At 72.8% G+C, this 22,756-nt stretch carries 12 protein-coding genes and 1 pseudogene; 10 read left to right on the forward strand and 3 right to left on the reverse strand.

Annotated features, from left to right (window positions below; all coding sequences use genetic code 11):
• The first annotated feature begins 2 nt into the window (after window positions 1-2).
• Together RZR99_RS02625 and RZR99_RS02630 are read left to right on the forward strand one after the other, a co-directional pair.
• Window positions 3-743: a fimbrial biogenesis chaperone gene (locus RZR99_RS02625; protein ID WP_323118326.1), complete on the forward strand. Its 741-nt coding sequence runs from the start codon at window positions 3-5 to the stop codon at window positions 741-743.
• A complete protein-coding gene (locus RZR99_RS02630) occupies window positions 740-1,768 on the forward strand; it encodes a fimbrial protein (RefSeq protein ID WP_323118183.1) in 1,029 nt (342 codons plus the stop codon). Before RZR99_RS02625 ends, RZR99_RS02630 begins: the two co-directional genes overlap by 4 nt.
• A 296-nt stretch (window positions 1,769-2,064) precedes the next feature.
• Here the strand turns inward: RZR99_RS02630 and RZR99_RS02635 are convergent, their stop codons facing one another.
• Window positions 2,065-3,051, reverse strand: a complete 987-nt coding sequence (locus tag RZR99_RS02635; RefSeq protein ID WP_323118184.1) for a S1/P1 nuclease — start codon at window positions 3,049-3,051, stop codon at window positions 2,065-2,067.
• Between the two features lie 587 nt (window positions 3,052-3,638).
• Between RZR99_RS02635 and RZR99_RS02640 the strand changes: the two genes are divergently transcribed.
• The 7 genes from RZR99_RS02640 to RZR99_RS02670 all read left to right on the forward strand — a co-directional run bounded on the left by RZR99_RS02640 (window position 3,639) and on the right by RZR99_RS02670 (window position 10,556).
• On the forward strand, window positions 3,639-4,322 hold the full coding sequence (locus RZR99_RS02640) for an RNA polymerase factor sigma-70 (protein ID WP_323118185.1): 684 nt from the start codon (window positions 3,639-3,641) through the stop codon (window positions 4,320-4,322).
• A 108-nt stretch (window positions 4,323-4,430) separates the two neighbouring features.
• Window positions 4,431-4,685, forward strand: a complete 255-nt coding sequence (locus RZR99_RS02645; protein ID WP_323118186.1) for an MbtH family protein — start codon at window positions 4,431-4,433, stop codon at window positions 4,683-4,685.
• Window positions 4,686-4,739: 54 nt separating this feature from the next.
• Window positions 4,740-5,756, forward strand: coding sequence for a TauD/TfdA family dioxygenase (locus RZR99_RS02650; RefSeq protein ID WP_323118187.1), 1,017 nt, complete (start codon window positions 4,740-4,742; stop codon window positions 5,754-5,756).
• 9 nt (window positions 5,757-5,765) lie between these two features.
• Window positions 5,766-6,605 (forward strand): ABC transporter ATP-binding protein, encoded by an 840-nt coding sequence (locus RZR99_RS02655; protein WP_323118327.1) that lies wholly within the window; start codon window positions 5,766-5,768, stop codon window positions 6,603-6,605.
• Window positions 6,602-8,710, forward strand: a complete 2,109-nt coding sequence (fhuB, locus tag RZR99_RS02660; protein ID WP_323118188.1) for a Fe(3+)-hydroxamate ABC transporter permease FhuB — start codon at window positions 6,602-6,604, stop codon at window positions 8,708-8,710. Before RZR99_RS02655 ends, fhuB begins: the two co-directional genes overlap by 4 nt.
• Window positions 8,707-9,516: a siderophore-iron reductase FhuF gene (gene fhuF, locus RZR99_RS02665; RefSeq protein ID WP_323118189.1), complete on the forward strand. Its 810-nt coding sequence runs from the start codon at window positions 8,707-8,709 to the stop codon at window positions 9,514-9,516. Before fhuB ends, fhuF begins: the two co-directional genes overlap by 4 nt.
• A 53-nt stretch (window positions 9,517-9,569) precedes the next feature.
• Window positions 9,570-10,556, forward strand: coding sequence for an ABC transporter substrate-binding protein (locus RZR99_RS02670; RefSeq protein ID WP_323118328.1), 987 nt, complete (start codon window positions 9,570-9,572; stop codon window positions 10,554-10,556).
• Between the two features lie 31 nt (window positions 10,557-10,587).
• On the opposite strand, the pseudogene RZR99_RS33270 reads toward RZR99_RS02670, so the two are convergent.
• Both RZR99_RS33270 and RZR99_RS02675 read right to left on the reverse strand, forming a co-directional pair.
• Window positions 10,588-10,959, reverse strand: a pseudogene (locus tag RZR99_RS33270) (SDR family oxidoreductase); the annotation flags it as partial.
• A 121-nt stretch (window positions 10,960-11,080) separates the two neighbouring features.
• A complete protein-coding gene (locus RZR99_RS02675; protein WP_323118190.1) occupies window positions 11,081-12,829 on the reverse strand; it encodes a cyclic peptide export ABC transporter in 1,749 nt (582 codons plus the stop codon).
• A 224-nt stretch (window positions 12,830-13,053) separates the two neighbouring features.
• Between RZR99_RS02675 and RZR99_RS02680 the strand changes: the two genes are divergently transcribed.
• On the forward strand, window positions 13,054-22,755 hold the full coding sequence (locus RZR99_RS02680) for a non-ribosomal peptide synthetase (RefSeq protein WP_323118191.1): 9,702 nt from the start codon (window positions 13,054-13,056) through the stop codon (window positions 22,753-22,755).
• Window position 22,756 lies beyond the last annotated feature (1 nt).

A 22,756-nucleotide genomic window follows, 5' to 3' on the forward strand; every position in this document is an offset into this window, starting at 1 on the left:
CGATGAAACCCATGTTCTCCACTTTTTCCCCGGCTGTCCGCGCGTGCGCGGCGGCCCTGCTGCTGACGACGGCCGCCGCGCACGCGGCGATCGTGCCCGACCGCACCCGCGTGATCTTCAACGAGGGCGAGCAGGCCGCGATCGTGACGATCACGAACAAGAGCGACAAGTATCCGTACCTGGTCCAGTCGTGGCTCGAGGACGAGCACGGCCAGAAGATCACGACGCCGCTGATGGTGGTGCCGCCGCTGCAGCGCGTCGAGCCGAACGAGCGCAACGTGCTGCGGGTCGCGCGGATGCCGGGCGCGTCGCTGCCGACCGATCGCGAGACGGTGTTCTATCTGAACATCCGCGAGGTGCCGCCGAAGACCGACACGCCGAACGCGCTGCAGATCGCGCTGCACACGCAGATGAAGCTGTTCTACCGTCCGGCGGGCGTGCAGCCGGCGCGCGACGCGGATCCGACCTTGCCGATGACGCTGAAGGTCGACGCGGCCGCGCAGAAGCTGGTGTTCGACAATCCGACGCCGTACCACGTGACCGTCGTCGAGCTGGCCGCCGGCGCGCAGAAGGCGGCCGTGCCGCTCGATCCGGTGATGGTCGCGCCGATGAGCCGCAGCGAGGTGCCGTTCAAGGCGGCGACGCCGTCGACGCTGTACGTGACGCACGTCGACGACTACGGCGGCCAGGTGGTGGTCGAGTACGCCTGTGATTCGGGCACGTGCCGGAGCGTGAAGCGATGAGCGGCGCGCGACGATCCGCGGGCGGCGCGCGGCTGCCGCTCTGGCTGCGCTGGTGCGCGGCCGCGCTGCTGCTCGCGCTGGTGCAGCCCGCGTGGGCCGTGCGCTGTATCGCGGACGGCGGCGCGACGTCGCTGACGGAGCCGATCGGCAACGTCGCGTCGTATCCGACCGACGCGCCGGACGGCTACGTGATCTGGATCTCGGCGCCGCGCACGACCAGCGGCTATTGCTACAAGGATCTCGGCGGCAGCAACCTCACGTTCGAGGATCCGATCTCGTTCTACGCGAACCCCGAGCGGGTGAATCCCGCCGCATGGGGGCTCGAGATCGGGATCCGCTACAACGGCAGCGACTACTTCGGCGCGGGCAGCCAGCCGGGCACCGGCGTGCCGACCGGCTACGTGGTGCCGGTCTGTTCGTCGCGCGACTTCAACAGCCCGGGAGGCTGCCAGAAGGTGCCGATCAGCATCACGTACCAGGTCGTGGTCCGCAAGAAGGGATCGTGGGTGAGGCCGCCGTCCGACATTTACGCGGTGTTCCAGTTCGACGGCAAGCTGGGGCTCAACGGGATCAATCCGAGCTTCCGCTACAAGCTGAGCGGCCTGCAGAACCTGAAGCCGACGCCGTGCCTGATCGACGTGACCGTCACGCCGGAGCCCGGCATCGTCAAGTTCGGGCAGATCCAGGCATCCGGCAACGGCTTTTCGCCGGCGGTGCCGCGCAAGCAGTTCAGTCTCGCGCTGAACAAACGCTGCAGCATCGCGGTGCGGGTGGACGGTTATTTCGAAACCTCGAACACGGTGCGCAACGGCTTGCTGATTCCGGCCAGCGACAGCAATTTCGGCATCGGCATCGAGGACAAGAACGGCAATGCGATCCCGTTCAACCAGCAGTTCGTGCTCACGCAGTTTCCGGCCAACGTGACGTATCAGAGCATCGTGTTCGACGCCGTGCTGAAGGCTTTCGGTCCGCCGAAGACCGGACCGTTCAACGGCGTGGCGACGATCCGGCTGTTCATCTACTGAGCCAGCGGAGTCGATCGGAACGGCGCGCTTCGGATGAAGCGCGCCGTTCGTCGCTTGTTGTCGCGCGCGGTGAGCCGGGTTTCGCGAGTCCCGCCGGCAAAGGCGCGCCGGGCGTCAGCGCAGCGCCGCCGGCGCGGCAGCGAACCCGGCCGCGCGTGGCGCAAGCGGCGACGGGCCGTTCGTCACGCATGACGCGGCCTTCATCGGCGGCGGCGCGAAACCCGGCGCTGTCGCAGCCTTCGAGATGCGCCGCGTCGGCGGGCGGCGCGATGGCGTCGCCTGCCGACGCCGCTTTCCTACCGGCCGAAAGGCGACGCGAGCGACGCGGCCGACGCCGACGCGGCGGGTGCGCTCAGGTTCGCGTCGTTCAGCACTTTCGCGAGACGCACGCCGGCGCGCCGCAGTTGCAGCGACACATCGCTGGTGGCGGTGCTCACATAGCTGGCCGGCAGCGCGTAGGTGCCCTTGCTGTTCGGCGCGGGCAGCAGCCCGTAGGCATCGCTCTTCGCCACCTGGAACGCTTCGAGCGACCAGTCGCGCGGCGTCTGCGTCTGCCAGTTGGCCACGTCGCCCGGCGCGATCTGCTGGATCAGGCTCGCCGCGACGTCGGGCGCGCGGGTGCCGAGCTGCTGGACGAACGCCGTGTCCCAGTAGCTGTGCAGGTTGCCGGATGCGATGCCGCTTGCCGAGACCTTCTTGCTGTTGCCGCCGGAATCGTTGTCGTCGCTCGAGTGCAGCGGCTGATGCTCGTCGCCGACGAAGTGCAGCACGAACTGCAGCGCCATCAGCCGTTCCTGCGCCGAGGTGTCGGGCGCCTGCAGTTCCTGGGTGAACTGGTTGATCTTGTCCACCACGCAGGCCTGCGCCGGACCTTGCGAGGCCACCGTGTTGGCGGGCAGCGGCGGGTGCCCGAAGCAGGCGGCGTCGATGTCGCCGGTGCCGATTTCCGTATCGACGTAGTGCCAGTTGGCCGTATTCGAATGGCTGGTGCGATAGCGGTCGGCCCAGGTCGCCTCGCTGGCGATGTCGGTCTGGGTCAGGCCGCTGGTGTCGGTCGCGAGGATCGCGTTGACCGCCGCGCGGGTCTGGCTCGTCAGGTAGTGGTCGGCGATCGTCGCGACGATCTCGTGCCCTTCGTCGCCCCACGCGAACGCGCTCGACGCGACGGACAGGAACGTGGCGCCCAACAGCAGCTCGAGCGCGAGGCGGCGTCGCGCGGGCGTGTGCCGGATGCGCGGATTGACGCCCGACTGCACGGGTTGATTGCGGGAAGACAGGCCCATTGTTTTCTCTCGGTTGATATTGATAGGGATGTGGATGTCCCGACACGGACCGCTTCATCCTAACGTCACACGAATGAACGGCCTATGACAGATCGATCGGAATGCGAATGGACGGCGTGAAAGCGGAGCCCGCGAAACAGCGGCGCCGATTCTCGCGCGGATCGAAAAAATCCCGGGCAGCGGCAAGCGGAGCACGCCTGAAACCGCGCGATGGCGAAAACCGTTCGTGCCTCGGCCGGAGCATGGCGGCATGCGGGCATGCCGCCGGGTCGACTATCCGGTCGGTGCAGACGGGCGAGGCGCTGGCCGCGCGTCGCTCGCCCCGGTCACGCTCAGGCCCGCGCTGCCGAGGGCGCCGGATGGCCGCTCGCCGCCGCAGCGAAAGCGGGGCGGCTCGCCGACCCGGACGGCCGACTCAGAGACGCCGGCGCGCGCGCGCCCGCTGATCCGAATTTCGCCAAGCCTGTCCGCGCGTCCTCTTTTCGTACAAAACTATCAATTCTGTAAGGTTATTTCTAAATAGTATTGAGAACGATTCTCGTTTGCGTTAAATTGGCTGCTATCCCAGAAACTAGCGGAGCAGATTTATGGCGGAAGTGCTCGTTCGGCCGAAGTCCTCGACAGCGATCCCGCTGTCGGTCTTCCATTCCGACGTTTTGTTTCCGTCCGGTGCTCCGCCCGCGCGGGCCCGTGCTCGCGCGGCGGGGCGGGCGGAGCAGCGCGCGCAGGGCACGCTGCTCGACGTGCTGATCGCGAATCGCCCGATGCTCGTCAACATCGCGCGCGGCTTCGTCGGCTGCGCGAGCCGGGCGGAAGACGTCGTGCACGACGTGTTCATCAAGCTCGTCGATTTTCCGAACCAGGACGCGGTGCGCCAGCCGGTCGCCTACGTGGCGCGGATGGTGCGCAACGCGTCGATCGACGCGTGCCGCCGCCAGAGTCTCGAGAACACTTATCACGCCGACGAGGACGACGGCCTCGACGTGCCGTCGCCCGCGCCGTCGCCCGAAGCGGCGCTGCTCACCCGCGACGCGCTGCGCCGCGTCCAGGACGCGCTCGCGCAACTGCCCGCGCGCAGCCGCGCGGCCTTCGAAATGGTGCGGCTGCGCGAGGAAACGCTGCAAAGCGCCGCGCGGGCGCTGAACGTCTCGCAGACCCTCGTGCATTTCATGGTGCGCGACGCCGAACAGCATTGCGCCGACTGTCTCGATGCCTCCGAGCGCGGCGTCGACTGCCCGGTCTTTTGCAGCGGCCGCGCGCGGCGCCGGTAAAAAAGCGCGCCCGCGATCCGTCTATCCGGTACGGGCGGCGCGAATCGGCCCGCTCCGCCGGGCGCCGCGCCGCCGTTTCCCGAACGTTTTCCGACCCAGCTTCCGATCATGACGCAAACCCAGACTCCCTCCAGCTCCGCCGGCGACGCGGACGACCTCGTCTACACCGTCGTCGTCAACGACGAAGCGCAGTACTCGATCTGGCCGACGTTTCGCGACGTGCCGGCCGGCTGGCGCGAAGTCGGCGTCCGCGGCCCGAAGGCCGATTGCCTGGCGCACATCGAGGCCGTGTGGACCGACATGCGTCCGGCCAGCCTGCGCCGCCATCTCGACGGCGCCGCGCCGGACGCGCGCGCGTCGTAATTCCGCGCGTCCGGCCGCTCGCCGGGCGCGTCCGCTTCCGCAGGAGGATTTCGCATGACCTCGCTTTCCATGCCGACCGCCGCCGCGCGGCCGACGCTCGACGACCTGTCGATCGAGCCCGGCCTGCCGACGGTGGTGTCGCCGCGCGCGGGCGCGGACCTGTCGCTCGACGACGCCGCGCCGCTGTTGCGCGCGATCGTCGACGACACGCTCGAACGCTCGGGCGGCGTCCGCTTCACGGGCTTCCGGGTCGATTCGATCGAAGCCTTCCAGCAGTTCGCGGGCAGCTTCGGGCATCCGCTGATCGGCTATGAGTTCGCGTCGACGCCGCGCAGCCAGGTGGAAGGGGCGGTGTACACGTCGACCGAATACCCGCCGCACCGTTCGATCCCGCTGCACAACGAGCAGTCGTATACGCGCGAATGGCCGCTGCGGATCTGGTTCCACTGCGCGCTGGCCGCGCGCTCGGGCGGCGCGACGCCGATCGCCGACAGCCGCGCGATCCATCGCGCGCTCGATCCGGCGCTCGTCGCGCGCTTCGCGCAGCGCGAGCTGCGCTACGTGCGCAATTTCGGTCAGGGCCTCGACCTGCCGTGGCAGCAGGCGTTCGGCTCGGGCGACCCGCGCGTCGTCGAACGCATCTGCGCGGCGCGCGGCATCGCGTGCGAATGGCGCGACAGCGAAGACGGCGAACTGCTGCTGCGCACGGAAGAGCGCTGCCAGGCGGTGGCGCGCCATCCGCGCACGGGCGAGCGGGTGTGGTTCAACCAGGCGAACCTGTTCCACCTGTCCGCGCTCGACGAGGACATGCAGGAGGCGCTGATCGACGCGGTCGGTCTCGATAACGTGCCGCGCAACGTGTACTACGGCGACGGCGCGCCGCTCGAGGCGGACGCGCTCGCGGAAATCCGCGGCGTGCTCGACCAGCAGCGCATCGTGTTTCCGTGGCTCACGGGCGACGTGCTGATGCTCGACAACATGCTGACCGCGCACGCGCGCGATCCGTTCGAGGGACCGCGCAAGGTGGTGGTCGCGATGGCGCAAAGCTACAGCGAGGCAAAGGGCGCCTGACGGATGACGATGAAGATGAAGGCGGGGGCAGCGCTCGCGGCACGGGCGCTGACGGTCGGGTATCGCGATCACGTGGTGCTCGACCGGCTCGATCTGACGATCGGGGCGGGCCGGGTGACCGCGTTGTGCGGGCCGAACGGATGCGGGAAGAGCACCTTGTTGCGCACCCTCGCGGGGTTGCAGCCGGCGTTGTCCGGGCAGATCGAGATCGCCGGCGCGCCGCTCGGATCGTACCGGCGGCGCGCGCTGGCGCGCACGCTGACGATGCTCGCGCAGTTCAATCAGATTCCGGCCGGTCTCACCGTGCGCGAGCTGGTCGCGTACGGCCGCTATGCGCACGGCGGCTGGCTGCGCGGCCTCACGCGGGCCGATCGCGCGGCGATCGACGCGGCGCTCGACGCGAGCGGGCTCGCGGGCGACGCGGCCCGCGACGTCGCCGCGCTGTCGGGCGGCGAGCGGCAGCGCGCATGGATCGCGATGGCGCTCGCGCAGCAGGCGCCGATCGTCCTGCTCGACGAACCGACCACTTATCTCGACATTCATCACCAGCTCGACATCCTGAGCGAGCTGCGCCGGCTCAATCGCACGCGCGGCCTGACCATCGTCTGGGTGCTGCACGACCTGAACCAGGCCGCCGCGTACAGCGACGAGATCGTGCTGATGCGCGCGGGCCGGATCGTCGCGCAGGGCACGCCCGACGCGATGCTCGACCCGGCGCATCTGCACGACGCCTTCGGCGTGCCGATGCTCAAGATCCCGCATCCGCACACCGGCGCGCCGATGTGCGTGCCGGCCTACGAAGGCCTGCTCGCGGACGTGCGCGCGCCCGACGCCGGTCTCGCCGCATGACGACGCTCGCCACCCGCAAGCGCCTGCAGGGCCGGGCGGCGGCGCCGGAACGCTGGCGCGCGCCCGTGCGCGGCCGGGTCGGCGCGATCGCCGCCGCGCTGCTCGGCCTGATCGTCGCCACGGCGGCATGGCGGCTCGCGCCGGATCTGCGCGCGTGGCTCGCGGCCGCGCCCGGCACCGAGGCCGCGCAGCTCGCGCATCTGATGCTGTTCGATCTGAATGCCCCGAGGGTGCTCGCCGCGCTGGTCGCGGGCGGATGCCTCGCCGTCGCGGGCGCGCTGTTCCAGGCGCTCACCCGCAATCCGCTCGCGTCGCCCGATCTGCTCGGCATCACGGGCGGCGCGCAACTGGGCCTGCTCGCCGCGATGGTCGCGCCGTCGCTGGTCGGCGCGGCATCGGTGCCGCTGCTGTTCGGCTGCGGGCTCGCGGCGGCGGCTTGCGTGTCGGCCGCCGCGGGCGGCTGGCGCGCGACGCCGCTGCGGCTCGTGCTCGCGGGCAGCGTCTGCATGCTGCTGTTTTCCGCGCTGACGACGCTCTTGCTCGCGTACTTCGAGCAGACCGTGGTCGGCGCGTCGCTGTGGGCGAGCGGCAGCCTGTACCAGCCCGGCGCCGCGGGTCTCTCGACCGCGCTCGGCTGGCTGGCCGCGCCGCTCGTCGCGCTGCCGTTCGTGATCCGGCCGCTCGATCCGCTGTCGCTCGGCGACGACGCGGCGGCGGCGGCCGGCGTGCGGGTCGACGCGACCCGGCTGGCGGCGACGATCGTCGCGGTGGGATTCGCCAGCGTGGCCGTCAGCATCGCGGGACCGCTGTCGTATGTCGGCCTGATCGCGCCGAACCTGCTGCGCCAGATTCGCGGCGCGAAGGCGTCGAAGCTCGCCGCGCTGGTGCCGCTCGCCGCGCTCGCGGGCGGCGCGCTGGTGCTCGTCACCGACAGCGCGGTGCTCGCGCTCGATCTGGACGCGACGCTGTCGACCGGCGTCGCGATCGCCTTTGTCGGCACGCCGCTGATGCTCGCGATGATTCGGCGCGGCGCGGTTTGGTCAGGCGCGCTGCACGCAGGCTCGGAACGCGCGGCGGCGGGCGCCGGCACGCGGGCCGTGCGCGTGCTCGCCGCGCTGCCGCCTGTCGCGCTCGCGGCGTTGCTGCTGGCTGCGGGAGCGGCCGTGGTCGCGCTCGGCGCGTCGTCCGGTCCGACCTGGCTGGGGCCGTCGCGCTGGCTGGCGGTGCTCGCGCAGCGCGACGCGGTGGCGGCGCTGCTGCTCGACCTGCGCGTGCCGAGGCTGCTGTGCGCGCTGCTCGCGGGTGCGCTGCTCGCGGCGAGCGGGGTGCTGATGCAAAGTGTCGTGCGCAATCCGCTGGCGGGGCCGGAGGTGCTGGGCGTGACGCAGGGCGCGGGCTTGACGACGCTGGTTGCGCTGACGCTCTGGCCGCTCGCCGGCCACCTGCCGCTCGCGGGCGCGGCGCTGCTCGGCGGCGGCGTGACGCTCGCGCTGACGCTGCTGCTCAACCGGCGGCACCGCTATGCGCCGCTCGCGGTGGCGCTGACGGGCATCGTGATCGGCACGCTGTGGACCACGCTGTCGCAATGGCTGATCACGCAGCAAAGCGTCCAGCCCGCGCGCTTCGTCGTGTGGCTGGTCGGCGGCACCTATGGGCGCAGCTGGGGCGAAGTGGCGATGCTGCTGCCGTGGTGCGCGCTGGCGCTGCTGGTGTTCGCGCTGCTGGCGCGGCCGCTCGACCTGCTCGCGCTCGGCGACGATCAGGCCGCGGCGCTCGGGCTGCCGATCGGCGCGCTGCGGCCGCTGGTGCTGGCGGTCGCCACGCTCGCGGCCTGCGCGGCCGTCGCGGCGGTCGGGCCGGTCGGCTTCATCGGACTGATGGCGCCGCATCTCGCCGCGATGCTGGGCGCCCGCGCGCACGGCACGCGGCTATGGCTCGCGGCCGCGCTCGGCGCGCTGGTGCTCGCGGCCGCCGACGTCGCCGCGCGCACGCTGGTCGCGCCGCGCGAAATCCCGGCCGGCGTGCTGACCGCGCTGATCGGCGCGCCCTACCTGCTGGCGCTGCTGGTGATCCAGGCGCGCCGGGAGCGGCGGGGCGGCCGATGACGGCGGTACCGCCGCGATGCGTCGCCGCGACCGCGCCGGCGCGCTGTCTCGCGGGGCTCGCCCCCGCGCCGCTCGCGCCTTATCTCGAACAGGTGTGGCTCGGCACGCCCGATGTACCGCCCGACACGGCCGGCATCGCGCTCACCGCGCTCGTATCGCATCGCGCGGAGCTGCTCGACGCGATGCGGGCGCTGTACGGCGGCGACGCCGAGCTGCACGCGCGCGCGCTGCTGTCGCAATGGAGCAAGTACTACTTCGGACTGGCCGCACCGGCCGGCGTGCTGGCGGCCGCGCTGCTGGGCCGGCCGCTCGACCTGTCGCCGGACCGCGTGCGGCTCGTGTTGCGCGCGGGCATGCCGGCGGCGCTGTATCTCGATCCGGCCGCGCTGGGCGAACCCGACGACGATCCGGCACGCCGCTACGCGCCGCTCGTCGCGCACCTGGACGCGGTGATCGGCATGCTGGCCGGCATGACGCGAATCGCGCCGCGCGTGTTGTGGAGCAATGCGGGCAACCTGCTCGACTACCTGCTCGACCAGTGCGCGCAGCTGCCGGGCGGGGCGCGGGCGCCGGCCGATGCCGCGTGGCTGTTCGGGCCGCTCGGCGCCGACGGCGACGCCAATCCGCTGCGCACCCCGGTGCGCGTGCGGCAACCGCGCTCGGCGCTGCTGCCGAACCCGTTTCGCGCGCGCCGCGTGTGCTGCGTGCGCTATGAAATTCCAGGAGAAACGCAACTGTGCGCAAGCTGTCCGCTGCTGTTGACGATGGGCGACGACGCGCTCGCCTTGCAGGACGCGATCCGTTGAGCGGCGCGGCGCGCGCGTTCGGTGCCGCCTGCATCGTGTCCGTCGCGGCCGCGATGTCGATCGGCGCCGCGCGCGCCGAGGGGCCGGTGTCGCCGGTGGTCGCGGCGCTGGCCGCGCCCCCGTCCGCCGCGAACTGCGGGCCGCTCGCGGCCAATCCGACCGTGTCGCAGTTCAGCCGCGCGATGCCCGCGCGGCCGAAGCGGATCGTCGTGCTCGAATTCATGTTCGCCGAGGATCTGGCCGCGCTCGGCATCACGCCGGTCGGCGTCGTCGACGCCGCGTACTACGCGGGCTGGATCGGCTACGACGCGGCGCGTTTCGCCGGCGTGCCCGAAATGGGCACGCGCCAGGAGCCGAGCCTGGAGGCGATCGCCGCTGCGCGACCGGACCTGATCATCGGCGTCGGCTTCCGGCATGCACCGATCTTCGCCGCGCTGGACCGGATCGCGCCGACCGTGCTGTTCCAGTTCAGCCCCGACATCGACACGGCCGGCATGCCGGATACGCAGCTCGACTGGACGCGGCTCGTGTTCCGCACCATCGGCTGCCTCACGGGCCGCGTGGACGCGACCCGCGCGGTCGAGGCGAAGCTCGATGCGGGACTTGCGCGCGACGCGCGGCGGCTCGCGCAGGCCGGCCGCGCCGGCGCGCGGTTCGCGCTGCTGCAGGAGCTGGGCCTGCCGGACCGCTACTGGGCGTACACCGGCAACAGCACCGCGGCGGGCGTCGCCCGCGCGCTCGGCGTCGAGATCTGGCCGCCCCGGCCGACCCGCGAGGGGACGGCCTATGTGACGTCCGCCGATTTCCTGAAGCAGCCGGACCTCGCTGTCCTGTTCGTGACCACGTCGGGCGCGGACGTGCCGCTCGACACGAAGCTCGATTCGCCGGTCTGGCGTTTCGTGCCGAGCCGGCGCGCGGGGCGGGTGGCGCTCGTCGAGCCGAACATCTGGGGCTTCGGCGGGCCGATGTCGGCGCTGCGGCTCGCGGACATGATGACCGACAAGCTGCTGGCGCTGCCGGCGCCGCCCGCTCGACCCTGAGCAAATAGCGTCCGTCGTCGTCGACATGCGGGACTTCGGCGTTCATGCCGCCGTCGCGGAGGAGCAGGAGAACGGCCGCCGCGATTTCCTTCGAATGTCCGGCGCCGCCTCCGGGCAAACTCGCAGCCGCCGTTCGGAAAACCTCGGCGCGGCGCGCCGGACCTGAAGCATCGAAGCGCGGCGTATCGACGCGTCCGGGCGAAATCACGTTGACGCGGATCGGCCGACGCCCGAGGGCGAGCGCATGGGCTGATGGCCTGCGCTTCGGGCGCTGGCGCGATGGCCTGCCGAGGCGGATCGGACGGGCCCGGCGGTGCTCGAACGCGGGCGGCTGAGGTACGCGGCGATCGGCAGCGGTAAGCGGCGCGATCGCCGGAAATGGACCCCAGGCCGGTCGCCCGATGCCGGTCGCCCGATGCCGGTCGCCCGATGCGGCGACGCGGGTAGCGGTCTTGCCGCCATCCCGGCGAAGGACGTCCGGCGACGGTTGCCCGCGCCATCCGGCGCGGGCCGTCGCCCGGCCGTCAGCCGTTTGCGACGGCTTCCTGTTCGCGCGACTTGGCGTTCGGCGTGTCGCCCACGATCTGCCCGTTGTCGAGCTTCAGCACCCGGTCGGCGAGCGGGAAGTAGCGGTCGTCGTGGGTGATGACGACGACCGTCTTGCCGCGCGCGCGCAGCTCCGGCAGCAGTTGCTCGTAGAACACCGACTTGAACGCCGGGTCCTGGTCGGCCGCCCATTCGTCGAACAGATAGAACGGCCGGTCCTCCAGATACGCGACCACCAGCGCGAGCCGCTTGCGCTGGCCGGTCGACAGCGCGCGCGTCGAGAACGCGCCGTTCACCACCTGCACCTTGTGGTCGAGCGCGAGCTTCGCGACCAGCGCGTTCGCGCGGGCGTCCGCCTGCGCGCACGACGGATCGTTCGGATCGACGATGCCGAGCAGCGCGTCGAACAGGTGGAAATCGTTGAACACCGCGGTGAAGCGCTCGCGATACGCGACGCGCCCGGCCGCGCCGACCGGCTGGCCGTCGATCTCGATCACGCCTTCCTCGGGTTCGTAGAGCCCGGTCAGCACCTTCGCGAGCGTGGTCTTGCCGCTGCCGTTGCCGCCGACGACGAATACCAGCTCGCCCGGCCGGAAGCTCAGGTCGACCGGACCGATGCGGAACATCCGCTCGTCGCGCTCATGAAAATACGCGTGCGTGACGCCGCGCAGCGTCAGCGTGCCGAACGGCGCGTGCGACGCGCTTTCCGGCGGCGGGGGCGCCTGCCGTTCGAGGCCGCCGAACTCGGCGATCAGCTTCTCGATCCGGGCGAGCGACACGCGCGCGGCGTTGACGGTGGGCAGATTGTTCAGCAGGCCGTCGAGCGGCACCAGCATGAACAGGAACACGATCACGTAGCCGGCCGCGGCGGGCGCGTCGGCGCGCACGCCGAGCGACGGCCAGAACGTCGCCGCGCCGAGGAACACGTAGAACAGGAAGATGATCCAGCCGACGCCGACCGCATACGCGCTGAACGCGCGGCGGCGGTGGTCGCGGACTTCGCCGATCGCGGCGCCCAGCTGGCCGTCGACGAACTGGCGCGCGCGGGCCTGGTGCAGCTTCAGTTCCTTCGCGCCGGTGAACAGCGCGCCGAGATGCCCGAACAGCTTGTCCTGCGCGCGGCCGGCCGCTTCGAGCGACGCGATCGCGCGGGTGTCGCCCGTGTGGTAGCCGAGCGAGCCGAGCACGATCGCCGCGAGCGCGAGCAGGCACACCGGCCACGACAGCCACGCCAGGTAGCCGAGGCAGCCGAACACGATCGAGCCGTGCATCACGATGTTGGGCAGTGCGAAGAACAGCATCGACACGTTGGTCGCGTCGTCGGTCAGCACCGACTGCACGGGCGCGGCGCCGATCCGCTCGACGTCGCGCAGCTCCGCGCGGGCGACGCGCCGGGCGACGTGCTCGCGCAGCTGCGCCATCGTGTCCTGCGACAGCCGCGCGAACAGCACGCCCGACACGACCCGGGTGGCGAGCGCGATCACCGCGCACAGCGCGAAGCGCCACGCGAGCGAACTGTCGGCGGCCGACGGCTGCGACAGCGCGCGGTTGAGCGTCGCGACGAGCGTCACGCTCGCGATGCCGTTCAGCACGCAGGCGGTCAGCGCCAGCGCGAACGCGCCGCGCGAACGCCTGAGCAGCGCGAGGATCAGGCGCACGGCCGGCTGGGCGGGGCCGGCGGGATCGGGGGATGGCGGGGTGTCGTAACGCTCGGTGGCAGCGGTCATGGGATTCGGGTCGGGGAATGAGTCACGGAGAGCGGGGGCGGGATGCCCCTCCTGCCTGATAGACGGATGGCAGCCCGAAATATTTAGCGAATCGCGCCGCCGACGGGAGGATGTGCACAAAAAGGTAAAAAATCGCGTAAGCAATTCGTCAACTGAGTGGAAGCCGCACTGCCCGCGGCCCCGTGACTTGGCCGAAGCGGCCGGACCCGAAGGATTTCACGCTCATGACGAGTTTCCCGACTCCGTTGCATCACCGTATCCGCGCGCTGGCGCGCCTCAGCCCCGACGCGCCGGCGCTCGCCTCGTTCGCGCCGGCCGACACGCGGCTGTCGCGCGGCGAACTGGACGCCCGCGCCGCCCATCTTGCTGCGCAGCTGCGCGCGGCCGGCGTGACGGCCGAGGTGCGGGTCGGCGTGTGCGTCGAGCGCTCGTGCGAGCTGTTCGTCGCGCTGCTGGCGGTGCTGAAGGCGGGCGGCGCGTTCGTACCGCTCGACCCGCGCCATCCGGCGGCCCGGCTCGACTGGATCGCGCGGGACGCCGGCCTCACGCACGGCATCGTCGACCACTCGGCCGACGCGGCGATGCGCGCGCGCTTCGCGCGCTGCTTCACCGTGTCGAGCGACGACGCGACGCCGGATGCCGCCGGCTTCGACGAGGACGACGCGCCGGTCCATCCGCGCGCCGCCGCGTACATGATCTACACGTCCGGTTCGACCGGCACGCCGAAGGCGGTGGTGGTCGAGCACGGGCCGCTCGCCGCGCATTGCGACGCGCTGGCCGCGACGCTGCCGATCGCGCCGGCCGACCGGCTGCTGCATTTCGCGTCGGTGAACTTCGACGCCGCGCACGAATGCTGGCTCACGCCGCTGGCGGTCGGCGCGAGCGTGGTCGTCAGCGATCCGCCGCCGTTCGCGCCGGAGGCGGCGCGCGCGCTGATCGAGCGGGAGCGGGTGAGCGTCGCGGCGTTTCCGCCCGCCTATCTGCGCGAATTCGCCGCGGCGGCCGAACGCGCCGGCGTGCCCGCATCGCTGCGGGTGCTGGCGTTCGGCGGCGAGGCGCTGTCGCAGCAGGCGTTCGAGACGGTGCGTCGGGTGTTTCCGGCGGTGCGGCTCGTCAACGGCTACGGGCCGACCGAGGCGGTGATCTCGCCGATGCTGTGGCCGGTGGAGCCGGGCGTCGTGCCGGTGCTGTCGGACGGCGACGCGTATGCGTCGCTGCCGATCGGCCGTCCGATCGGGCCGCGCGTCGCGCGGATCGACGGCGCGCAGGCGCCCGGCGAGCCGGGCGAACTGCTGCTCGGCGGCGTGTGCGTCGCGCGCGGCTATCACGGCCGCCCGGCGTTGACGGCTGAGCGCTTCGTGCCCGATCCGGACGGCGCGCCGGGCGCGCGCCTCTACCGCAGCGGCGATCTGGCGCGCGAGCGCGCGGACGGCGCGTACGACTATCTCGGCCGGATCGACGACCAGGTGCAGATTCGCGGCGTCCGGGTGGAACCCGGCGAAATCGCCGCGTGCCTGCGTGCGCATCCGGCGGTGCGCGACGCCGCCGTGCTGGCCGACACGCACGACGGCCGTACCCGGCTGACGGCGTGCGTCGTGCTCGACGCGTCCGAGGCCGAGCCCGACGACGCGGCGCTGCAGGCCTATCTCGGCGCGCGCCTGCCCGACGCGTGGCAGCCGCACGCGTATGCGCGGATCGCGCGTCTGCCGTATTCGTTGAACGGCAAGCTCGACCGCGACGCGCTGCGGCAGATGGCCGCCGCGCTGGCCGCCGCGCCCGGCGCGGACTACGTTGCACCGGCGACGCCGACCGAGCGCCGGCTGGCCGACTGGTGGCAGCGCATCCTGAACGCGCGCGCGCCCATCGGCCGCGCCGACCGCCTGTTCGCGCGCGGCGGCGATTCGCTCGCCGCGATGCAGCTGCAGACGGCGATCCGCACCGATTGGCGCGTCGATCTGCGCCTCGACACGCTGTTCGGCGACCCGGCGCTCGAGGCGCTGGCCGCGCTGATCGACCGCAGCGACACCGGCGCGCAGGCGCCCGGCATCGTCGCGCGGCAGCGGCCGATGCCGACGGGCGCGGGCCGTGTCGACTGTCCGGCATCGTTCGCGCAGCAGCGTTTCTGGGTACTTGCGCGGACGCGCGACGCAGGCGCCGCCTATCACATCGCCGCGCATTGGGAGATCGCCGGCGCGCTGGACGCCGGGCTGCTGCAACGCGCGCTCGACTGCGTGATCGAGCGGCACGAGGCGTGGCGCACGACGCTCGTCGAAACCGACGACGGCATCGTGATGCAGCGAATTCATGCGGCGCTGCCGGTGCGCATCGCGCAGGCGGACCTGCGCGAGCTTGACGACGCCGCTCGCGCCACGCGCGCGGCCGATCTCGCCGAGCGTCACGCGGCGGCCGGCTTCGACCTGTCGGAGGGGCCGCTGCTGCGCGCGACGCTGGTGACGCTGACCGACGACACCTACCGGCTGATGCTGACCGCGCACCACGCGATCAGCGACGGCTGGAGCTCGCGCTGCGCGTTCGACGAGCTGGCGCAGGCCTATGCGGCGTTCGCGGCCGGCCGCGCGCCGTCGCTGCCCGCGTTGCCGATCCAGTACGCCGACTACGCGCAATGGCAGCGCGAGCGGCTGGCCGGCGGTGAGGGCGAGCGGCAGCTGGCCTACTGGCGCACCGCGCTGGCCGACGCGCCCGAGCCGCTCGCGCTGCCGTACGACCGTGCGCGGCCCGCCCGGCGCGATCATCGCGGCGGCCGCGCGACGCTGCCGCTGTCGCCCCGGGTGTCGGCCGACGTGCGCGCGCTCGCGCGGCGCGCGCAGGCGTCGCCGTTCGCGGTGTTGCTGGCCGCCTTCGATGCCTGGCTGTACCGCCTGACGGGCGCGACCGATGTCGCGGTCGCGGTGCCGGTCGCGCACCGCCAGCAGGCGGAGACCGCGCCGCTCGTCGGCCTGTTCCTCAATACGCTCGCGCTGCGCGCGCGGGTCGAGCCGCGCCGGCCGTTCAGCGCGCTGCTCGATGCGGTGCGCGCGGCGTCGCTCGACGCATTCGCGCACCAGGACGTGCCGTTCGATCAGGTGATCGACGCAGTGAAGCCGCCGGTGCGGCGCGGCGACGAATGGCTGCGGGTCAAGTTCGCGCAGCAGTTCGACGCGCAACGGCGCGCGCAGTTGCCGGGCGCCGTGGCGCTGGCGACCCCCGGCCCGGATCTCGCGGCCCGCTTCGATTTCGCGCTCGATTTCACCGATACCCCCGACGGCATCGCGCTGACGGCCGCCTACGCGCTCGACTGCATCGATCCCGAGACCGCCGACGCTTGGCTCGCGAGCTATGCCGCGCTGGTCGCGGACGCGGTGCGCGAGCCGGGCCGCCCGGTCGCGCTGCTCGACTGCGACGATAGGCCCGCGGCTCGCGCCGCGCGCGAGGGCCGCGCGCTGCCGCTCGCCGATCACGACGTCGTGGCGCTGTTCGTGCGGCATGCCGTCGAGACTCCGCACCGGATCGCGCTCGCCGATGCGGGCGGGTCGCTGACGTTCGCCGAACTGGATGCGGCATCGGACCGTGTCGCGCTCGCGCTGCAGCAGCGCGGCGCGGGCCCCGAGCAGCCGGTGCTGGTCTGCATCGAGCGCTCCGCGCGCTTCGCGCTCGCGCTGCTCGGCGTGCTGAAATCCGGCGCGTACGCGGTGCCGCTCGATCCCGCGCAGCCCGAGGAACGTCTCGCGGCGGCGGCCGACGCGTGCGGCGCGCAATGGGCGCTGGCCGTGCGCGAAGCCGGCGCGCCGGTGCTCGGCCGCGCGCAGGTGCTCGACGTGGACACGCTCGCGCATGACGCGGCGCTCGCGAACGCCGGCGCGCGCCGCGTGCCGCCCGCGCCGGACCAGGCCGCCTACCTGATCTTCACGTCGGGGTCGACCGGCACGCCGAAGGGCGTCGTCGTCTCGCATCGCGCGCTCGCCGACTATGTGCAGGGGATGCTCGACGAGCTGGCGTTCGCGCCCGGCGCGTCGATGGCGATGGTGTCGACCGTCGCGGCGGATCTCGGCCACACGACGCTGTTCGGCGCGCTGTGCGCGGGCCGCACGCTGCATCTGCTGCCGGCCGCGTGCGCGTTCGATCCGGACCGCTTCGCCGACGAGATGCGCACCCGCGAGGTCGGCGTGCTGAAAATCGTGCCGAGCCATCTGCACGCGCTGCTCGATGCGCAGCGGCCGGCCGACGTGCTGCCGGCGCATGCGCTCGTGACGGGCGGCGAAACCCTGTCGTGGGCGCTGGTCGAGCGGATCGCCGCGCTCAAGCCCGGCTGCCGCGTGATCAATCACTATGGCCCGACCGAGGCGACCGTCGGCGCGTTGAGCTGCGACACGTCCGCGCCCGCGCAGGCGGCGCTGCGCGCCGGCGCGTCCGCCACGCAGGGCGTGCCGCTCGGCCGGCCGCTGCCGAACGCGTACGCCTGCGTGCTGGATGCGACCGGCGCGAGCGTGCCGCCAGGCGCGATCGGCGAGCTGTATCTCGGCGGTCCCGGTGTCGCGCGCGGCTACCTGGGCCGCGCGGCCGCTACCGCCGAACGGTTCGTTCCGCATCCGGCCGCGGCCGGCGAACGCCTTTACCGCACCGGCGACCGGGTGCGGCTGCGCGCCGATCGCCGCCTCGAATTTCTCGGTCGCCTGGACGATCAGGTGAAGATCCGCGGCTACCGGGTCGAGCCGGGCGAGGTGAGCGCGGCGCTGCGCGCGCTCGACGGCGTGATCCAGGCGGAAACGCTCGCCCTCGAACTGGACGGACGGGTCCGGCTCGCGTCGTTCGCGACGCTGCGCGCCGGTGCGGGTCAGACCGATGCGACGCTGCGCGATGCGCTGGCGCTGCGTTTGCCCGACTACATGGTGCCGGCGCAGCTCGTTGTGCTCGACGCGCTGCCGGTGACGGCCAACGGCAAGCTCGACCGTGCCGCGCTGCGGACGCGGGCCGCGGCGCCCGCGCCGGCCGCAGCGGTCGGCGACGCGCCGCGCGGCGCGACCGAGACCACGCTCGCCGCCGTCTGGCAGGAGGTGCTGAAGGCCGCGCGGGTCGGCCGCGACGACGATTTCTTCGAACTGGGCGGCGATTCGATCCTCGTGCTCCAGGTGATTGCCCGCGCCCGCAAGCGCGGCGTGCGCTTCACGCCGAAGCAACTGTTCGACGGGCCGACCGTCGCGCAGCTCGCGAGCGTCGCGACGGCGATCGAAGCCGCCGCCGCGCCTGCGGCCGCGAAGACGAACCCGCCGACGGATGCCGGCGGCGCGCGGCTGACCCCGGCGCAGCTGCGCTTTTTCGATCTGGCGATCCCGAATCGCGGCCACTGGAACCAGTCGGTCGAATTCGACACGCGCGCGCCGTTCGATCTCGACGCGTTCGCGCGCGGGTTCGACGCGCTGCTCACGCAGCATGAGATTTTCAGCCAGCGCTTCGTCGCGGACGATGCGGGGTCCGGCTGGCGGATCGTCCGCGCGGACGCCCCGTTCGATGCGCTGCCGCTGGCCTCGGTCGCCGCGCGCGACGAAGCCGACGCGCTCGCGCAGTTCGACGCGCTGCAGTGCACACTCGACCTGACGCGCGGGCCGCTCGCGTGCGCGCTGGCGGCGGCGCTGCCGGACGGCGGCACCCGGCTGTATCTGGCGATCCACCACGCGATCGTCGACGGCGTGTCGTGGCGCGTGCTGCTCGACGATCTCGACGCCGCCTACCGCGCGGCGCTCGAGCGCCGCGCGGTGCGCCTGAGCGTGACCGGCGCGCGCGCGTCCGACTGGGCGGCGCGGCTCGCGCAAGCCGCGCGCGCGGCGGGCTCGCCCGGCGTGGACTCGCCCGGCGCGGCTTCGCCGTTCGCCGGCGAAGCCGCCTACTGGAGCGCGCTCGCGGCGCCGCATGCCGATCTGCCGCTCGACCGGCCGGACGCCGTCGCGTGCAATGCCGACGCGGCGGTCGTCGAGCAGGTGCTCGACACCGACCTGACCCGCGCGGTATTGACCGACGCGAATCTCGCGTACCGGACCCAGGCGGTCGATCTGCTGATCGCCGCGCTGGCTCATGCGCTCGGCGCCGGCGCCGGTCAGGCGTCGTGCCGGCTCGAACTCGAAGGCCACGGCCGCGAGGCGCTGTTCGACGACATCGACGTGAGCCGCACGCTCGGCTGGCTGACCAGCCACTATCCGGTCGAGCTGCCGGTGGCCGCGCGCGTCGCGGATACGCTCGCGGCCGTCAAGGACACGCTGCGCGCGGTGCCGAACAAGGGGCTCGGCTTCGGCGTGCTGCGCCATTACGGCGACGCGGCGCTGCGTCGGGCGCTGGCCGCCGTGCCGCGCCCGCGCGTGACGTTCAACTACCTGGGCCAGTTCGATGCGCCGCGCGACGCGGCGCTGACGCCGCGCTTCGGCGGCGTCGGGCGGGAACGCGATCCGGCCGGCCCGCTCGGCAACGCGCTCGCGATCCACGCGTATCTCGACGCGGACGGCGCGCGGACCCTGAAGCTGCACTGGGTCTATGGCGCGACGCAATTCGAACGCGCGACCGTCGATGCGCTCGCGCAGCGCTTCGCGGCGGCGCTCGCCGATCTGACGGCGGCCTGCGCGGCCCGCGTCGCGCGGCGCGGCGGCGGCGCGACGCCGGGCGATTACCCGCTCGCGCGCGCGGCGGGCTTCACGCAGCCCGCGCTCGATCGCCTGCCGCTCGATCTGCGCACGGTCGACGATGTCTATCCGCTCGCGCCGATGCAGCAGGCGATCCTGTTTCACGCGCTGCTCGCGCCGGACGCATCCACCTATGTGAACCAGCTGGTCGCCACGCTGCACGAACCGGACGTCGAGCGGCTGCGCGCGGCGTTCGAGGCGGCGGTGCCCCGGCACGACATCCTGCGCACCGGCTTCACGCCGGACGAGGCGGTGCCGATGCAGATCGTGCACCGGCATGCGCGGCTGCCGGTCGAGCTGCTCGACTGGCGAGATCTCGGCGACGCCGTCCCGCGGACGCTCGAATCGTGGCTCGCGGCCGACCGCGCGCGCGGCTTCGATCTCGGCGCGCCGCCGCTGATGCGGGTGACGCTGATCCGTGTTGCGGAACGGGAATGGCGGCTGGTCTGGACCCGCCATCACCTGCTGCTCGACGGCTGGAGCACCGCGCGGCTGTTCGCGGACGTGCTGCGCGACTACGCGCAGCCGCCGCGCGCGCAACCGTTCGCGCTGCCGGCGAAGGCGCGCTACCGCGATTTCATCGGCTGGTTGGCCGCGCGCGACGCCGGCGCGGCGCAGGCTTTCTGGCGCACACGGCTGGCCCGCCTCGACGCGCCGACCCGGGTCGCGCAGCGCGACGCCGATCCGCGCGCGCCGCAAGCGGCGGAGCACCGGACCTGGCGCGCGACGCTCGACGCCGGGATGCTGGCGCGCGTGACCGACACCGCCCGGCGTCTGCGCGTGACGGTCAATACGCTGGTGCAGGGCGCGTGGGCGCTCGCGCTGCAGCGCACGACCCATCAGCCGTCGGTCGCGTTCGGCGCGACCGTGGCGGGGCGCCCGGACGCGCTGCCCGATGTCGACACCGTGCTGGGTCTCTACATCAACACGCTGCCGGTGATCACCGCGCCGTTGCCGCAGCGGAGCGCCGCCGCGTGGCTGCGCGACCTGCAGCGCGACAACGCCGCCGCCGCCGAGCATGCGCATACGCCGCTGTCGGAAGTGCAGCGCTGGGCCGGACAGGGCGGCGCGCTGTTCGACACGCTGATGGTGTTCGAGAACTACCCGGTCGACGAGGCCTGGGCCGGCCGCGACGAACGGGCGCTGCGCATGCGCGATCTGCGCAACATCGAGGCGACCGATTTCGCGCTGACGCTGGTGATCGAGGCGGGCGCGGAACTGACGATCGACTACGGCTACGACGCGCTGCGTCTCGATGAGGGGCGCGTGGCCGGCCTGCACGGCGCGTTCGCCGCGTGCGTCGCCGCGCTGGCCGCGAACCCGGACGCGCCGCTCGGCACGATCTCGATCGCGACGGACGCCGAACGCGCCGCGCTCGCGCGCTGGAACGCGACGGAGCAGGTCTGGCCGGCGTCGCAGGCGCTGCCGCTGCACCGGCAGTTCGAACATGCCGCGCGGGCGACGCCCGACGCCGTCGCGCTCGAATTCGCCGGCCTGAACGGCGCGCCGACGTCGATGTGCTATCGCGAACTCGACGCGCACGCCGACCGCGTGGCCGGCGCGCTGCGGGCCGCCGGCGTCGCCGCCGACAGCGCGGTCGCGCTGTGCGTCGAGCGCTCGTTCGAGATGGTCGTCGCGCTGCTGGGCGTGCTGAAAGCCGGCGCGGCCTATCTGCCGATCGATCCGGACTACCCGGCCGAGCGGATCGGCTATCTGCTCGCCGACGCGCGACCGGCCGTCGTGCTGACGCAGGCGCATCTGCGCGCGCAGGTCGACGCCGCGCTCGGCGGCAGCGACCGCGCACGGGTGCTGACGGTCGACTCGCTGATGCGCGACGGCACGCCGCCGGCCGCGCCGCTCGAGGTCGCCGCCGGGCAGCTCGCGTACCTGATCTACACGTCGGGCTCGACCGGCAAGCCGAAGGGCGCGGGCAACACGCACGCGGCGCTGGCGAACCGGATCGCGTGGATGCAGCACGCGTATGGGCTGACGCGCGACGACGTCGTGCTGCACAAGACGCCGTTCGGCTTCGACGTGTCGGTCTGGGAATTCGTCTGGCCGCTCGCGACGGGCGCGACGCTCGCCATCGCGGCGCCGGGCGACCACCGCGATCCGGCCCGGCTGGTCGCCGCGATCGAAACCCATCGCGTGACGACTCTGCATTTCGTGCCGTCGATGCTCGCGGCGTTCGTCGCCCATCTCGACGATTTCCACGCGGCCGGGCGCTGCGCGAGCCTCACGCGGATCGTCGCGAGCGGCGAGGCGCTCGCGCCCGAGCTGGTCGCGCGCGTCGCCGCGCTGCTGCCGCACGCACGGCTCTACAACCTGTACGGCCCGACCGAAGCCGCGATCGACGTGTCGCACTGGTCCTGCTCCGCGCGGGACGGCGACGCGGCGTCGGTGCCGATCGGCGCGCCGATCGCGAACCTTCAGCTGCACGTGCTCGATACCGCGCTGCAGCCGGTGCCGGTCGGCGCGCTCGGCGAGCTGTACCTGGGCGGCGCGGGGCTCGCGCGCGGCTATCTCGGCCGGGCGGCGCTGACGGCGGAGCGTTTCGTGCCGGACCCGTTCGCGGCCGGCGCGCGGCTCTACCGGACCGGCGACCTGGCGCGGCGCCGCGCCGACGGCGCGCTCGATTATCTCGGCCGCCTCGACACGCAGGTGAAGCTGCGCGGCCAGCGGATCGAGCCGGGCGAGATCGAGGCGCTGCTGCGCGCCGCGCCCGGCGTTCACGACGCGGTCGTGATCGTGCGCGACGAGCAGCTGATCGGCTATCTCGCGCGCGGCGCGGACGGCGCGCTCGATCAGGCGGCGCTGTTCGGCGCGCTGCGCGCGCAACTGCCCGCCTACATGGTGCCCGCGCAGTTGATCGAGCTGGAGGCGCTGCCCGTCACGCCGAACGGCAAGTGCGACCGCGCCGCGCTGCCCGCGCCGGTGCGCGATGCGCGCGCGCTCGCCGCGCCCGCCACGCCGACCGAATGCGAGCTTGCCGCGATCTGGCGGCAGGTACTGCGGCTCGACGCGATCGGCCGCGACGACGATTTCTTCGCGCTGGGCGGCCATTCGCTGCTCGCGACGCAGGTCAACGCGCAGGCGAACCTGCGCTGGTCGCTGCTGCTGCCGCTGCGCACGCTGTTCGACGAACGCACGCTCGCGCGCTGCGCGGCGGTGATCGATCGCGCGCGCGCCGACGGTTCGCCGGGCGGCGCCGATGCCGCCGGCGCGATCGACGCGCTGCTTAACGAACTGGAAACCCAATGAG

The organism is Burkholderia alba (assembly GCF_034721475.1).
Taxonomy (GTDB): domain Bacteria; phylum Pseudomonadota; class Gammaproteobacteria; order Burkholderiales; family Burkholderiaceae; genus Burkholderia; species Burkholderia alba.

Excerpts from the sequence above, each read along its gene's own strand:
- RZR99_RS02645 (WP_323118186.1), top strand. The coding sequence starts at position 4,431 with ATGACGCAAACCCAGACTCCCTCCAGCTCCGCCGGCGACGCGGACGAC.
- RZR99_RS02655 (WP_323118327.1), top strand. The coding sequence starts at position 5,766 with ATGAAGATGAAGGCGGGGGCAGCGCTCGCGGCACGGGCGCTGACGGTC.
- RZR99_RS02670 (WP_323118328.1), top strand. The coding sequence starts at position 9,570 with ATGTCGATCGGCGCCGCGCGCGCCGAGGGGCCGGTGTCGCCGGTGGTC.
- RZR99_RS02635 (WP_323118184.1), bottom strand. The coding sequence starts at position 3,051 with ATGGGCCTGTCTTCCCGCAATCAACCCGTGCAGTCGGGCGTCAATCCG.
- fhuF (WP_323118189.1), top strand. The coding sequence starts at position 8,707 with ATGACGGCGGTACCGCCGCGATGCGTCGCCGCGACCGCGCCGGCGCGC.
- RZR99_RS02680 (WP_323118191.1), top strand. The coding sequence starts at position 13,054 with ATGACGAGTTTCCCGACTCCGTTGCATCACCGTATCCGCGCGCTGGCG.
- RZR99_RS02625 (WP_323118326.1), top strand. The coding sequence starts at position 3 with ATGAAACCCATGTTCTCCACTTTTTCCCCGGCTGTCCGCGCGTGCGCG.
- RZR99_RS02630 (WP_323118183.1), top strand. The coding sequence starts at position 740 with ATGAGCGGCGCGCGACGATCCGCGGGCGGCGCGCGGCTGCCGCTCTGG.
- RZR99_RS02675 (WP_323118190.1), bottom strand. The coding sequence starts at position 12,829 with ATGACCGCTGCCACCGAGCGTTACGACACCCCGCCATCCCCCGATCCC.
- fhuB (WP_323118188.1), top strand. The coding sequence starts at position 6,602 with ATGACGACGCTCGCCACCCGCAAGCGCCTGCAGGGCCGGGCGGCGGCG.
- RZR99_RS02640 (WP_323118185.1), top strand. The coding sequence starts at position 3,639 with ATGGCGGAAGTGCTCGTTCGGCCGAAGTCCTCGACAGCGATCCCGCTG.
- RZR99_RS02650 (WP_323118187.1), top strand. The coding sequence starts at position 4,740 with ATGACCTCGCTTTCCATGCCGACCGCCGCCGCGCGGCCGACGCTCGAC.